Source organism: Bacteroides timonensis (assembly GCF_000513195.1).
Lineage (GTDB): Bacteria > Bacteroidota > Bacteroidia > Bacteroidales > Bacteroidaceae > Bacteroides > Bacteroides timonensis.
The window spans coordinates 19,798-35,702 of sequence record NZ_CBVI010000032.1 but is presented as its reverse complement, the minus strand read 5'-3'; the positions used below and the strand labels follow the sequence as shown (position 1 = coordinate 35,702).

Below are 15,905 nucleotides of genomic sequence, written 5' to 3'. Positions count from 1 at the left end.
AGGCTCTTTTGTTCCAAAAGGCAGAAACTAAATGGAGCAAACAGAGGCACGACAAAGCATCAGTATCCCCCTCTCCAACCAAAAGGAAAGGCGTAATCTTATGACTACGCCTTTCTCTATCCAACAGATTTATTGTATTCGTCAATAAGCCAAAACATTCCAAAGATCACGAATTCTCCGTTCCGGATCCCACTTCCCGTCAAACGTCCATTGGGCAGTGATGCCATAAAATGCCGGTGCACTCTCTGCCTGTTGCAGATTATTGTCCAACCAACCGCTATGGCCTCCCTGACGACGACAACCATAGTAATAAACACGCTGTCCCCACGGACAAGGATCGAGCACTTTGTCCGAATAAGCATAACCAATATTGCAGTCCAGAATCTGTTCCGACATCTGACAATTGATAATAAAGAACTGCGAGTCATGATGCCAACGTCCGAGAATAGTTGGTGATTGAGCATCAAAAGACGAATTAGTGATAACCAGTTTCTTACTCTTATCACCCCGACCGTCATGCCAGATCAGTGCACGGCCATCGCCATAAAACCGGCAGCGAGTAGCATAACACCACCCGCGCGGGCAAAGAAAATCCACTCCGGGACAACGCAGATAAAGATCGGCATGATAATACATTCCATTGCCTTCCGGCGCCCAAAGTGAAAGTGCATCATTACCATCAGCCCATACATTGCAATTAATAACAATGGTACGTGTAGCACGTCCAAAGATAGACATCTGGTGGGTGGTAGTGTTCTCAACAGTAGTTCCATAATTGTTATATACTGTCAGACCGCTGATGACACAATCGTCAGCCCCCTCTTGCAGTACAATCACACCATTGCCTACAGATTTTCCATGATATTGAGTGATGGTCCTTGTCTTAGCAGTCTCGGCTAAAACAATCACTGTACTGTCACGGCTCTCACCTACCAATACAATGTTCGGACGGTCTATAATAACCTTTTGATTATAGTTACCTTTTAATATAAGAATCTTGAAAGGATTTGTAGGTGTCTCAGGTGCTTTCTCAATGGCATCCTGAATACTTTGTCCCGGCTTCACCACCACATCGAAAGCTGTACGATCCATCACCGGACGACGATACATTTCGATAATTCCCTTTTCATTAGCTCCTTTGGAATTCAGACTAACATTTACTTTGTGCTTCGGATCATATTTGGCAGCCCAGGTATCATATAGATTGAAAAGCTCGCCCGGACGACTGTTATACCAGCTGTAACCATTGCGGCGTTCCACTCCGATTTCCTCCAATCGACGTCGTGGCAAACCATCACGGTCGCAAACATAAGGTTCGCAATACTTCAAATCATAATAACGTGCCCATATCGGCCCGGCCTGCGGATCTTCCACAAGGCGAGTATCACGTACACCATGCTCTCCTGCCGACCGTTCACACCGCAAACCGGTGAGTTTATACGTATCAAACCATTTCATAGCTCCGTGGACAGCCCGCTTAATACGTGCATCGGGTTTAGGCAACGTCATAAGTAAGCGCACGATGGCAGCACTCTCTGACGAGCAATACGAGGGCAACTCATAGGCACGTGCCGAAGCCGGTTTCAAGGTTTCCCGGTCATGTTGCTGACACCATACCGTAAGCTGTCCATCAGTTACGATCTGTGTTGCCAGAATACATTCAATTCCCTTATCAAAAGCTTTCGACAGCCGTTGACGCATTGCCTTGTCGGTGAGGTCACCGTCATAAGGAAATTCAGCAGCCATAATGTCATGCAGTATTTCCAGTGTATTAACTATCGCATCATCATTAAAAGTAATATGTACCTGATATCCGCGCATTTCCGGCCAGAATTGCGGCCATCCGCCATTCTCATACTGACCGTTCAAAAGATACTCCACCGCCAGACGGAAAGCGTCACGGTAGCGCACATCGTTTGTTTGCCTGTATAAACGAGCCAGATAAATCATCTGCATGGTGGTCGCGTCATTATCAATTGTCGAATCGTTACGGCGCGACTTCTCCTTTAAGACTTGTGCTAATTCCTCATTACTCATCTTTTGAGTCATATCGATATTCTTCGGCCAACCACCGGTACAACGCTGAAACGCCAGCACCTGATTGCCTATGCGACGCGCTTCTTCAGTCCTGAAAAATTCATTGTTTGTTTCGCGTAAAGCATTGCGTCGCGGCATTTGCTGTGCCATTGCCGAAGAGAATACCATCAGATAACCTATCAGAATAACGGCAGCATACGTCTTTCTGAAAATAAAAATCTGTTTCATGATCCCTGTTTTTATTTTGTTGGATAATTCTTTGCAAAAGAAGGCATTTCATAAAACATCGAATTATAATATTTAGCTTTTCCTTTATAAATTCTGAACATAGGATATTCTTTTTATAATTTCAGGTTTAATCATTGCAATAAATCATCAGTTTATTGGTATCTGATATCTTTTCCCGATATTTGTATGACAGAAAAATACAGATACTATGCTAAAGCCGGTCATCACCATACTACTCTATTTATTCACCCCTATGTTGTTCGGACAAAGTCTGATCAATATGAAGCACTATTCAGTGCAAGACGGATTGTCTCAAAAAAACGTCCATAATTTTATCCAGGATGATAATGGTTATATATGGATGTCCACCTGGAACGGATTGGAACGTTTCGACGGATACTCATTCTATAATTATAAAACCTACCCGGAAAGTCCTATCCGCATAAGCAATCATCGCTTTACCAAAATTAAAAAGAGTTCATTGAATAACATCTGGTGTCTGACTTATGATAAACGCTGTTACTTATTCAATACCCGGACATACGAATACCAGGACCCTTTCCTTTTTAACAAAAGCCTCACCAATTCAGTCAACAAATTGTATACATTGGGAAAAGGGATTACCTGGGCCATCGGTATGCAGAATGAGCTGTACCGCATAGATGAAAATAAGTTTCCGGCGACAGAGTCCGTCGAGTTATATTCCGGAAGAAATGAAAGAGATACCATCTATGGCATTACCCAAGATAGGGATGGAGATGAGTGGATTCTGACTAACAAAGGCGCTCTTATTGTAGGTCAGAAAAGCATATCTAATCTAATGCCTTTCGAATTTATGGTGGAAGTTCCCGGTGGAATTTACCTGGCCACTTCCAAAGGCTTCTTCACCCGGTATGATACTCAAAGCCAGGATGTATTGCCATGTGTTCCCGAACAACCGATATCAGAGATCACAGGATTAAAAAGTTTGGCGGATAATAAAATTGTAATTCTACAGAATAGGAGCATTATACTTTACGATCCGGCAAATGAAAAATTCACAGTCCATGAAATGCCCATAGAAATAGATTCAGACGTATTTGAAGACAAAAAAGGAAATCTATGGCTACTGGGTGCCAACGATGGAGTAATCCTATTAGATAAGGAGAATGAAAACGTCGCTTTATTGAATTATCCCAGATACTCGGAAGTCCCTTTCTATAAACCTTGTACTTTTGTGCATGAAGACGAATATGGTTGTATCTGGCTCAAACCTGCAGGAGGTGAGTTATGCTTTTACAATCCGGTAAACCGTTGCTTAGAGCAAGCATCTACTTATGAAATGGGAATGCGGAAGCCTGTTTCATTCCAGGCCTTCAGTTATATTATCGACCGTCATCAGAATCTGTGGTATACCAAAGGAGATGGTTTTGGATACCTATCATTTCACCGGAAGAAATTCGAATATAGATTCGATAGCCATAAAGAAGCACGTGCTTTGATGGAAGATCATCAGAAGCGCTTGTGGGTGGGATGGAAACGCAATCACAAAAAGCAATCGAGCAACATATGTCTCTACGATCCGTCGGGACAATGGATTGGAAATCTTTCAAGGGAAGGCAAAATAGTACCTGATCCTACCGTTACCTTCAATATAGATGTATATTGCATCTACGAAGATAAAGAACATAACATCTGGTTGGGAACCAAAGACAACGGGCTTTATCTATTGCATCCCGAAAGAGACAACAGTTACCGGATTACCCATCATCTATCGGATAAAAACAATCCATATAGTATATCCTCCAATTCCATCTACTCCATTTTGCAAGACTCAGCAGGACGTATATGGATAGGAACTTTTGGAGGAGGCCTCAACCTGATAGAGCATTTACCGGAAAGTGCCGGTCTGCGTTTCATTCACTCCGGAAATATTCTCAATAACTACCCGATTCATGTATGTGAGAAAGTACGTTGCCTGTACGAGGCAGATAATGGAGTTATCCTGATTGGAACCACAGGAGGACTACTCTCTTGCTCTTCTGATTTTGCAAGACCGGAAGCCATCCGTTTTTACCATAACGTTTGTGAGGAACGTTATTCCAGTTTGAGCAACAATGACGTACTGAATATTACCCAAACCCATAATGGCAAATTATTGGTCATAACACTGAGCGGAGGAATTAATCTGTTGGATGACAGTAGCAGACTATCCGAAAAGCTGACTTTCAAACATTATAACGCGACGAATGGGCAAGTACCCGATTTATCCCTTTCAGCAATCGAAGACTCCGAAGGCAATCTATGGATTGCTTCAGAGAATAAATTATCAAAATTGGATGCCGATATGAATCTGTTGGAAGAGTACAACGATCAGATACAAATGGCTGAGACAAAGCCCGTTTTGTGTTCTTCCGGGAAGTTAATATTCGGTTCGGAATTCGGAGCATTATGTGTTACTCCCAAAGACTTGTATAAGAGTGATTTTGTACCTCCCATCGTATTCTCGCATTTGGATATTTATCTAAATAATACATCCCGCCGGCAAGAAGTGTTCAATAGTACAGAAATACAATCCTTAAAGGCAGACGAACGAAACTTCACCATTACATTCGCCGCTCTGGATTACGTAAACTCTCCGGCCATAAAATATGCATACCGCATTCAGGGATTGAATGACCAGTGGATTGAATTGGGAAACAGTCATTCAGCCAGTCTGGCAAATATACCGGCAGGCGATTATCTGTTTCAGGTAAAATCGACTAACGGAGATGGGGTATGGGTAGATAACGCAACTTCTTTACCTATACATATCGAACCGACCTTTTTCGAAACAATCTGGGCGATATTGCTCTATATTGTCATAGGTATTGCTGCATTGCTCATCGTAATATATATCGTAATCCGCATCACTAATTTGCAGCGCAGAGTAGATTTCGAGCAACAGCTTTCCAATCTGAAGCTACGCTTTTTCACTGATATTTCTCATGAGCTTCGCACTCCACTTACACTGATAGCCAGTCCGATAGATGAAGTCATCAGTAATGAGAAACTATCTGACGCAGGCCTGGAGAATATGCAGGTTGCCAAAAGAAATACAGACAGAATGCTACGGCTAATCAATCAGATACTGGATTTTCGTAAGATACAGAATGATAAAATGAAAGTGATGGTAGAACAGTTGGATGTGATTCCTTTGATAATGAAAATCTATGAGAATTTCACTTCCATGGCTCACAAACGACATATAGAATTCCAGTTGCACTGCAACTTCAACTCTTTTGTGATGTACACAGATGTGGATAAACTGGAGAAGATTCTCTTTAATCTGTTATCCAATGCATTCAAATATACATCCAACGAGAAAAGGATAATCTTATCCGTAACCGGCGAAAGGGATTATCTGTACTTACAGGTAAAAGATGAAGGACGTGGAATTAATGCCCAAAAGATCAATCAACTGTTCACTCGTTTTGAAACTTTAGACGAGGCTGATCCGAACCTCTCGACAGGCATCGGTCTGTCTCTGGTAAAAGAATTGCTGAACTTGCTGCATGGCACCATAAAAGTAGATAGTAAATTAGGCGAAGGCAGTACCTTTTCGGTCAGGTTACCAGGAAGCTATGAGACCTTCAGTGCAGACAGCAATGTAGAATTCATCCTGAATGACAGTGAGAATTCTGAATTGCAGAGAGAGAATGAAGGGAAGCTCATAGAAGATGAAAATAAAGAAACCCGGATTCTGATTATTGAAGATAATGAAGAACTACGTCATTTTATATGCAATGTGCTAAGCAAAGATTATGTGGTTTTTGAAGCGGAAAATGGAAAGCAAGGATTAGATAAAGCCCTGGCTGAAATGCCGGATATCGTCATCAGTGATATTATGATGCCCGAAATGGATGGAATAGAGTTCCTGAAAAGAGTAAAAGCAAACAGCAATATCTGTCATATCCCCGTTATTCTATTATCAGCCAAGTCTTCATTGAGCGATCAGATTCAGGGATTGGAGTATGGTGCGGACGAATATATTACCAAACCTTTCAGTTCCACCTATCTGAAAGCGAAAGTAGACTCCCTGTTCAAACAGCGGCAAATGCTATATGATTATTACACCTCTAAAATAAAGAGAGAAACGATAACGAATATAACAGACCAGATAGAATCTGCCACTCCCCAGGTGACTCATTTTGATGATGACTTTATCCGGAATATACTTCAGAGTGTAGAAGAAAACATTCATAATCCTGACTTTAAGATAGACGACCTGGCTGAGGCTATGGGAATGAGCCGTACAGTATTCTATCGGAAAATGAAATCCCTGATGGGAGTTTCGCCTGTAGACTTCATGAAAAGTATGCGCATAAAACGGGCCGTTCAGTTATTGGAACAAGATCAATATACTGTTTCTGAAGTGGGATATATGAGTGGATTCGCAACTCCCCAGTATTTCAGCAAAGTGTTTAAAGAGACCATGAATTGTACTCCCAAAGAATATAAACTGAAAAAACATCCTGATGAACTGAAATTGTAATGAATCGCACAGATATTATAAAACGAAATTGGGAGGATGGCCTATATTTGCACTCTATATAATTTCCCAAAGAACTACTAAATTAGGAGATGACAATGATGAAACCTTTGTTTGTTATGCTGGCTGTATTGCCTTTTCTGTCGGCCTGCAACCAACCTGAATCACCAAACGCCGAACTGTTTCCGGCTGCCGGTGCAAAAAATGTAAATCCGGATACCCATCTGGTACTAACTTTCACGGATAGCCCCATAGTAGGTGACTCCGGAATGATACGCATTTATGATGCGATGTCACACCAGATAGTGGACAGCCTGGATCTGAGTATTCCTCCGGGACCTACCGAAAGCCGCACGTATGGACCGGAATGTGATTACACCAAAATACCTTACGACTATACACGTACCCACATGCCTACTAACAGGGATACTCGCCCCGGCACCCCCTCAGGTACGGCAGAACCTACCCCACCCGATTACCAGCTGAACATCATCGGTGGATTTACAGATGCGTTTCATTTCCATCCCATCATCGTGCGCGATTCGACGGCAACCATCTATCTGCACAACAATATGCTCGACTACAACCATAGTTATTATGTCACCATAGACGAAGGTGTTCTGACTTTACCCGGCAATAGTTTCCACGGTATCAGCAAAGAGCATAACTGGAGCTTCAAAACCAAAGACTCCGCTCCCGCTTCTACAGACACACTGATTGTAGATGCAACCGGACAAGGTGATTTCAACACCGTGCAGGGAGCACTCGACTTTATTCCCGATTTCAGTCAGAAACAAACCGTAATTCTGATACAAACCGGCGACTACGAAGAACTGGTATATGCCCGGAACAAAACAAATGTAAAGATTAAAGGTGCAGGAATGGACCGGACCCGGGTACACTATGCTAACAACGAAGTTTTCAATCCTCATCCCCTGACAGTGAAAACCAACGAATGGCCGGGCACATTCCCGTCCAGAAGAGCCGCTTTCATGCTGGATAATTGCAGCGACATCCAGCTGGAAGGCCTGACCATAGCTACCGACCTGCATGGACAAGCTGAAGGTTTGCTACTGAACGGTGAACGTATTGCCCTTTACAGTGTACACATCATCGGTTCCGGAGATGCATTGCAAGCAAACGGAACAATCTATATGGAGTCGTGTGAACTGGACGGAGGTGGTGACACCATCCTGGGACGTGGCAGCCTGTTCGCCTACCGCAGTAACTTCCGCAACGACGGAGGCCCATTCTCCTGGGTAAGAAACACAGCGGGAAATCATGGTAATATCTTTGTAGAATGTACCTTTGCCGCCCCCGACGGAAAGAGAGCCGACTACGGACGTACAAAAAGCAATCACGGAACCGCTTACCCGGACGCAGAGTTTGTGGTGATCAACTGTAAGGTGAAAAACATTATCCCACAAGGATGGAGTACTATCGGTGAGAAAAGTTCCCGGATGTATGAGTTCAACACTTGCGATATGGAAACAGGCAAACCGGTGGATGTATCACAACGCCATGCCTATTCACGCCAACTGGATGCGCAAAAAGACAAAGCACTCATTGCGGATTATACGAATCCGGAGTTTGTATTGAAAGGATGGAAACCTTTCAGTTATTTGAAATAGCGAGCGTACCGCTCGGTAGCAAGAGAGCGTACCGCTCGGTAGTGAGAGAGCGTACCGCTCGGTAGCAAGAGAACGTACTGCTCGGTAGTAAGAGAGCGTACCGCTCGGTAGTAAGCGAGCGCATCGCGCGATAGTAAGGCAGAAGCCTTCTCAAAAAGACGAATCACTTATACCTATTATATAATATGAACCGAAAATCCCTGCTATTCATCGCGGGAGCAGCCCTGAACATCTTCATCGGCTCCTCTCAGGAAAGAGTAAACCTCGACTTGTCCTCCCAACCGTGGAACATCACCTTAGACCGTGCAGCTGCCTGGCAGAATGATGAGTTATATCTTCCGCCGGTAGATATCAAAGCAGTGCCTGTAAACACTCCGACAGGGGGCTGGCAATTACTGAAACATCCCGATAAAACAGGTATCAATCTGCCTGCCACAGTAGAAGAGCACCTGTGGGGATGGAACGGACAGACATTTGGAGTGACAGGAAACTATACGGGAGTTTCCTGGTTTGAAACAGAAGTAAACATTCCTGCCGAATGGAAAGACAGGCGGATTGCAATGAATATCGGCTCCGTGAGGTTCCGTGCTGAAATATTTGTCAACCATCAACTGGCAGGATATGATTTAGTGAACAGTACTCCTTTCTCCATCGACATCACTCCTTTTATAGAACCGGGCAAGAAGAATGTAATCACTTTCCGGATTACAGATCCTAACGGAAACTTCAATTGGAAAGATTCACAGGTTTATACCTGGGGAGTATATCGCACCAATCCCTCACACGGCTTCGGTGGTATTACGGGAAAAGTGGAACTGGAAGCTACCGGAAAGCTTTATGTGAAAGATATATTCATCAAAAACCAACCGGAACCGCATACCATTGAAGTAGAAGTCAGGGCAGCCAATGAAACCGGAGCTTCTGTCACAAACAAGGAATTATGCCTGGAAATCAAGGAACATCCCAACGGACAGACCGTATACCGCAAGAATATCCGCCTGGAATCGCTGAAAGAAGGTGAGAACCTGCAAACTTATCAAATCAAAGTGCCCAATGCGCACTTATGGAGTGTAGACTCGCCCCGTCTCTATGACCTGAAGATTTCTCTGAACGACGATGCCGTAACTGAGCGTTTCGGTTTCCGTTGGTTCGAAATAAAAGATATAAAAGGAGACCGGCAGTTCTTCCTGAACGGCAAACGAATCGTATTACGGACAGCTATCTCATGGGGATTCTGGCCTTATAATGGTATCACTCCTTCCGATGAACTGGCCAAACGGCAAATAACGATTGCCAAAGAACTGGGATTAAACATGCTGAACTTTCACCGGAATATCGGGCAAACCAACATTCTGGACTATGCTGATGAATTGGGATTGCTCTATTTTGAAGAACCCGGAGGTAATCAGTACCCCATCAAAAACTTCAATGACAACGACAAGCAAAGTAATTTCTATTTTGCCTACCGCAACGAGAAACTGGCACGCATGGTAAAGCGGGACCGTAACCATCCGTCACTCATCATCTACAATCTGCATAATGAACGTGGCGCTTATCCCCAGACTCAAGATTATGACCAGATGCGCATGGCACATGCTTTGGACCCTACCCGCATCCTGACTTATAATTCAAGCAACGGAGAAAATCCGGCAGAGGAACACAACACGCGTTTCAAACTGCATCTGATGCCCTATGACACTACCTTCTACGACTATGGATGGTATGACCGGCATCATGCAGGCGGTCCCGGATGTTATCATGACAACTTATATCTGGGTAAAGATAACTATCACCGTTTCTCCGATCATAAGAAAGAAATTGTATACTGGGGTGAAGACGGGGCAATCGGTACTCCTCCACGCCTGCAACTCATCCGCGAAGATATCCTGAAAAGCGGCAAGATGAATAGTTGGGAAGCGGACGATTATCTGCAATGGTATGACGCCTACGACCGTTTTCTGAAAGAGAAAGGGTTCGACAAAGCTTTCCCCACGGTGGATGACCTGACGCGTTCTATGGGAAATGTTTCTTTCTATTATCAGGGAAGGATCATAGAGAATATCCGGATCAGTAATACAGTAGATGCGTATGCCGTAAATGGTTGGGAAAGTATGAAACTTGAGAATCATTCGGGCATCGTCGACAATTACCGTTTCCCGAAAGGAGATCCGGAAGTCATGGCCCGCTACAATGCTCCTCTTTATCTGGCTGTCAAAATGAACCGCAAGGTAGTGAGTACAGGAGATACAACGTCGGTGGACACTTACATTGTGAACGAAAAGAATCTGAAAGGTTCTTATCTACTGAATCTGGTAGCCAAAGATGAAAGTGGAAACGTAGTGGCCAGTCATCAGGAACGGGTGACAGTGAAAGGTGGAAATGACTACGGTCAATGCCTGCAAAGCGGTTGGGCATTTATACCGAAGAGTAAAGGTTACACCCGTATAGAGGCTTCCTTACTGAAAGGTAAAACAGAATTGGTAAAGGGAGATGATCTGTTGTTTGCGGTTGAACTGAATACGAAAGGCATCACAACACGGGGCAGTGTAGCCGATACGACGGGAGCTCTGGTAAACTTCTTACGTGGTGTCGGCATGGAGGTTCCGGTTTACAAAGGTGGCACCCCTGAAGGAGATTATCTGCTGGTCGGCGCTTATGAACCTACGCAATGGGGCAGTGGCATGAGCGACATCATGGAATGGGTATATAAAGGACATACTCTGATTATTGTAGACAATCCGGAACGTTGGGCAGAATTCCTTGCAGATAAAGAGGTACTAGACTATCGTGGTTCGAAGATTCTTGGTAAATCATGGTATGGAGGTAATTTCTTCAACCGGGAGCATCCTATCTTTATGAATCTGCCGGCAAATAGTGCTTTCAACTGGGAATATCAATGCTTTGCCACGTACAACCGGCGTCGTATCGGTTTGCGGTGTTTCAATGGTGAGACACTTGTAGGCTGTGTTTCCGACCATAAGAAAGAGGTATATTCAGCCTTACAGGTGATACCGGCAGGAAGTGGAAAAGTAATTATCACTACGCTGGATATCCCTGCCTGTATCAAAGGAATCAAGGAGTATACCGCACCTGTCGATTTGGATGGTATGAATGAATCTATGAATACATTCAATACGAAAAGTGAAAACCGGGCTAATGTGGTAGGACAACAGTTGCTGCTGAATCTATTGAAGGAAGTTTATAGATAAGAAAGGAAAGAGTAAAACTGCATGATTTTACGGGTAAGCCCGGATGAATCATGTTCAGAAGACAAGAAGCTGAATAAAAAGAAAGAAAGCTCTGAAATAATCAGAACTTTCTTTCTTTTGGTGGAGCTGGAGGGAATCGAACCCTCGTCCAAACGAGGAAATCATAAGCTTTCTACATGCTTATCTTTGCCTAATTTTTCGAGCAACGGCAGAACCAAAGCCATCAACCATTGCCTTATCCTTTAAAGTTTCATTCTCGCCTCAAGGCCGACAAGAACTATCCCCGATGTAACTGCACCACTGGATCGGAATGCTTCGGAGCAACAGCTTCCGAGTGATGTCTCGTCCCAGCACCTAGTACCGGGATTAAGCTAATCTACTGTGATTCGATTAAGCAGCAAGAGCGTATTGTCTTTCGCCAGATAAAATTTTGAGGACTGAGATTAAAGTGCAAATCAACGACGCACTGCATGCTTACTTACTATTTCTACCCGCTGTCAAATCCAGTCAACCCCAGAATAAATATGGTTTTTAGAAATCGTGGGGCAAAGATAAGAATTCTTTTGTTATCGAATGCTTTTTCTTTGCAAATATTAAAACCTTAACACAAAGCTATCTTTCCCAAGCTATCTACTTCTAATCTGGCACTCAATCCCATTGCCTTAAAAAGCTTTATTACTGTAGCAAAGGTTAAGTTCTTACCATTTTCAATCCTTGATATTTGGGCTTTCTGTACGCCAACAAGCTTACCTAAGTCTTCTTGAGTTAAGTTTTTGGCTTGTCTCGCTTGCTTAATGGCTTCTCCGATGAGGAATAGATCTAGCTGTTCCTCATACCTGTCACGTTCCGGAGTACCGACTTCTCCTATCAATAAATCTTTCACTTCTTCATGAGTATAAAATTTCATCTCTTCCATCTCTTTAATTTTTTTTGTTCAAAATATGCTTTCATTATCTCAATCGCCTTACCTATTTCCTTTGATGGTGTTTTCTGAGTTTTCTTAATAAAACCATGTGTAGCAATAACTAAAGTATCCACATCACATGTTTTATCCCAAAATGCCAATAGGCGGTATTGTTTACCACTATATAAAGTTCTAAACTCCCAGATATCACCTGTTAACTTCTTAAAAAGTTCAGGATCCAATGTATAGATAGCCTTATCAATATTATAAACTATTTTTTCACGTGTCTTTACTCCTACCTTTTGCAGAAATTCTGTAGCACCAGCCGAGTAAACAACTTTAAATCTTTCTTTTGCCTCCATGTGTTTATGATTGAACACTGCAAAGGTAGCAAATGTTTCTATAAATAGAAACTTCACAAGCCTTTTTTAGAATAAAACAAGTCATCCGGACAATAAGGACTATTGTAATGAACGATATTATCCTCTCTCCTTAGACAAAAACCCGTACCTTTGGCAACAGAAGATAATATACACGAAAATATAAATATCATGAAGAAACTTATTGCACTGACACTACTGCTCGGAGGCGGTACTCTGCTCTGCGCACAAAAGACCGTGAAGATACCCGCTGTGTACAAACCCGTCAAAAGCGAGATGTACAAGAAAGGCTGGATTGATTTCAACAAAAACGGAGTGAAGGATGTATACGAAGATCCGAATGCCTCGCTGGATGCACGTATCGAAGATCTGCTCAGCCAGATGACATTGGAAGAAAAAACAAGCCAGATGGTAACCCTCTACGGTTACAAACGTGTACTAAAGGACGACCTCCCCACCCCCGAATGGAAACAAATGCTTTGGAAAGACGGTATCGGTGCCATCGACGAACACCTGAACGGTTTCCAACAATGGGGACTTCCCCCATCGGATAATCCCTATGTATGGCCGGCATCCCGCCATGCCTGGGCACTGAATGAAGTACAACGCTTCTTCATAGAAGAAACGCGTCTCGGCATCCCCGTAGATTTTACGAACGAAGGTATCCGCGGAGTAGAAAGTTACCGTGCAACCAATTTCCCCACACAACTGGGATTGGGACATACCTGGAACCGCGAACTGATACGCCAGGTAGGATTAATCACCGGACGTGAAGCCCGTATGCTGGGATATACCAATGTGTATGCTCCCATCCTCGATGTCGGTCGTGACCAGCGCTGGGGACGCTATGAAGAGGTATATGGGGAATCTCCTTACCTCGTTGCCGAACTGGGTATTGAAATGGTACGCGGCATGCAACATAACCATCAGGTAGCAGCAACCGGAAAACATTTCGTTGCTTACAGTAACAACAAGGGCGCCCGCGAAGGTATGGCACGTGTAGACCCGCAAATGTCACCACGCGAAGTGGAAATGATACACGTCTACCCCTTCAAACGGGTGATAAAGGAAGCGGGACTATTGGGAGTGATGAGTTCGTACAATGATTACGACGGTGTCCCCATACAAGGCAGTTATTATTGGCTGACTACACGCCTGCGTGGCGAGATGAGATTCCGGGGATATGTGGTTTCGGACAGTGATGCCGTTGAATATCTCTATACCAAACACAGCACCGCCAAAGATATGAAAGAAGCCGTGCGTCAAAGTGTAGAAGCCGGTCTGAATGTACGTTGCACCTTCCGGTCACCGGATTCATATGTATTGCCTTTGCGCGAATTGGTAAAAGAGGGCGGACTAAGCGAAGAAGTGATTAACGACCGTGTACGTGACATTCTGCGTGTAAAATTCCTCGTAGGGCTGTTCGATGCTCCCTATCAGACTGACCTTGCAGGAGCCGATAAAGAAGTAGAGAAAGCTGAAAATGAATCTCTTGCATTGCAAGCCTCACGCGAAAGCCTCGTCTTATTGAAGAATGAAAACAACGTGTTGCCATTGGATATCAACAACGTGAAGAAGATAGCAGTTTGCGGCCCCAATGCGGACGAAGAGGGATACGCACTGACACACTACGGTCCTTTGGCAGTAGAAGTAACCACAGTGCTGGAAGGCATTCGCCAAAAAACTGAAGGCAAAGCAGAAGTGCTCTATACCAAAGGCTGTGACCTTGTAGACGCCAACTGGCCGGAAAGTGAACTTATCGACTATCCGATGACAGATAGCGAACAAGCTGAAATCGATAAAGCAGTAGAAAATGCACGTCAGGCAGATGTAGCCGTAGTCGTATTAGGAGGTGGACAGCGTACCTGCGGTGAAAACAAATCGCGCAGCAGCCTCGATCTTCCAGGACGACAACTGAAACTGCTTCAAGCTGTACAAGCAACCGGAAAGCCCATCGTACTGGTGCTGATTAACGGTCGCCCGCTATCCATCAATTGGGCAGACAAGTTCGTTCCCGCTATTTTAGAAGCATGGTATCCGGGGTCCAAAGGTGGAACAGCAGTAGCCGACGTGCTCTTCGGAGATTATAACCCGGGCGGAAAACTGACAGTCACTTTCCCGAAAAGTGTCGGACAGATTCCGTTCAACTTCCCCTGTAAACCTTCTTCACAGATTGACGGTGGAAAGAATCCGGGGCTGGATGGAAACATGTCACGTGTCAACGGTGCACTCTATTCATTCGGATACGGTCTGAGTTACACCACCTTTGAGTATTCCGACATCGAAATCAGTCCGAAAGTGATTACACCGAACCAAAAGGCAACTGTACGCTGCAAAGTAACAAATACCGGAAAACGTGCAGGCGATGAAGTGGTTCAACTGTATGTTCGCGACATCCTGAGCAGCGTTACCACTTACGAAAAGAATCTGGCAGGCTTTGAGCGTATCCACCTGCAACCGGGAGAAACGAAAGAGGTAGTTTTCACCCTCGACCGCAAACAGCTGGAATTACTGGATAAGCACATGGAATGGGTGGTGGAACCGGGAGACTTCAGCATTATGGTAGGTGCTTCTTCCGAAGACATCCGCCTGAGTGGAAAATTGACAGTAGAAGATCCAAACGCCCCCATGCAAGCACAGGCAAAAACGGATGCTCCCGTAACTGCGAGCACCAATCCGGAAAATGTAATGAACGTGCTCGATAAAAAAATGAATACTGTTTGGGAAGGAAATAAAGGAGATTATATTACCTTTGCCTTGGAGAACGGCTCCAAGGTAGATGGCCTTTCCATTGCATTCAGCAGAGGCAACGGTCTGCCGGCGGAGTTTGAAATCCAGCTTTCAAGTGGCGGCGGACAATTCCTGACAGTTTATTCGGGTACAGTCAGCGAATACGGAAAGTTGATTTCATATACGTTCAAAGGAACTACTGCCAGCGACTTGCGCATTGTGCTGAATGATGACCGTGTAGGAGTGGCGGAAGTGAAAATTAACGATTAACTAAAT

7 protein-coding genes and 1 other RNA gene are annotated in these 15,905 nt (G+C 44.1%); 4 read left to right on the top strand and 4 right to left on the bottom strand.

All coding sequences use genetic code 11. The annotated features are described in order from the left end of the window. Positions 1–141 precede the first annotated feature (141 nt). Positions 142–2,187 (bottom strand): pectate lyase, encoded by a 2,046-nt coding sequence (gene pelA, locus BN161_RS08135; RefSeq protein WP_244436442.1) that lies wholly within the window; start codon positions 2,185–2,187, stop codon positions 142–144. A 286-nt stretch (positions 2,188–2,473) separates the two neighbouring features. Here pelA and BN161_RS08130 point away from each other — a divergent pair, with 286 nt between their 5' ends. From BN161_RS08130 to BN161_RS08120, 3 genes are all read left to right on the top strand, one after another. Next, on the top strand, positions 2,474–6,778 hold the full coding sequence (locus BN161_RS08130) for a hybrid sensor histidine kinase/response regulator transcription factor (protein ID WP_044264777.1): 4,305 nt from the start codon (positions 2,474–2,476) through the stop codon (positions 6,776–6,778). 116 nt (positions 6,779–6,894) lie between these two features. Next, positions 6,895–8,406, top strand: a complete 1,512-nt coding sequence (locus BN161_RS08125) for a pectinesterase family protein (RefSeq protein ID WP_044264792.1) — start codon at positions 6,895–6,897, stop codon at positions 8,404–8,406. 185 nt (positions 8,407–8,591) lie between these two features. Next, a complete protein-coding gene (locus tag BN161_RS08120) occupies positions 8,592–11,615 on the top strand; it encodes a glycoside hydrolase family 2 protein (RefSeq protein ID WP_044264775.1) in 3,024 nt (1,007 codons plus the stop codon). 118 nt (positions 11,616–11,733) lie between these two features. On the opposite strand, the gene ssrA is transcribed toward BN161_RS08120, so the two are convergent. The 3 genes from ssrA to BN161_RS08105 form a co-directional block, all read right to left on the bottom strand. After that, positions 11,734–12,130, bottom strand: a transfer-messenger RNA (tmRNA) gene (gene ssrA, locus BN161_RS28520). Positions 12,131–12,216: 86 nt separating this feature from the next. Continuing rightward, positions 12,217–12,531 carry a helix-turn-helix domain-containing protein gene (locus BN161_RS08110; RefSeq protein WP_044264768.1) on the bottom strand — a complete coding sequence of 105 codons (315 nt, stop codon included), beginning with the start codon at positions 12,529–12,531 and terminating at the stop codon, positions 12,217–12,219. Beyond that, positions 12,519–12,881 carry a type II toxin-antitoxin system RelE/ParE family toxin gene (locus tag BN161_RS08105; protein WP_044264791.1) on the bottom strand — a complete coding sequence of 121 codons (363 nt, stop codon included), beginning with the start codon at positions 12,879–12,881 and terminating at the stop codon, positions 12,519–12,521. Before BN161_RS08105 ends, BN161_RS08110 begins: the two co-directional genes overlap by 13 nt. Before the next feature lie 189 nt (positions 12,882–13,070). Between BN161_RS08105 and BN161_RS08100 the strand changes: the two genes are divergently transcribed. Further along, positions 13,071–15,899: a glycoside hydrolase family 3 N-terminal domain-containing protein gene (locus BN161_RS08100; protein WP_044264789.1), complete on the top strand. Its 2,829-nt coding sequence runs from the start codon at positions 13,071–13,073 to the stop codon at positions 15,897–15,899. The last annotated feature ends 6 nt before the right edge of the window (positions 15,900–15,905 follow it).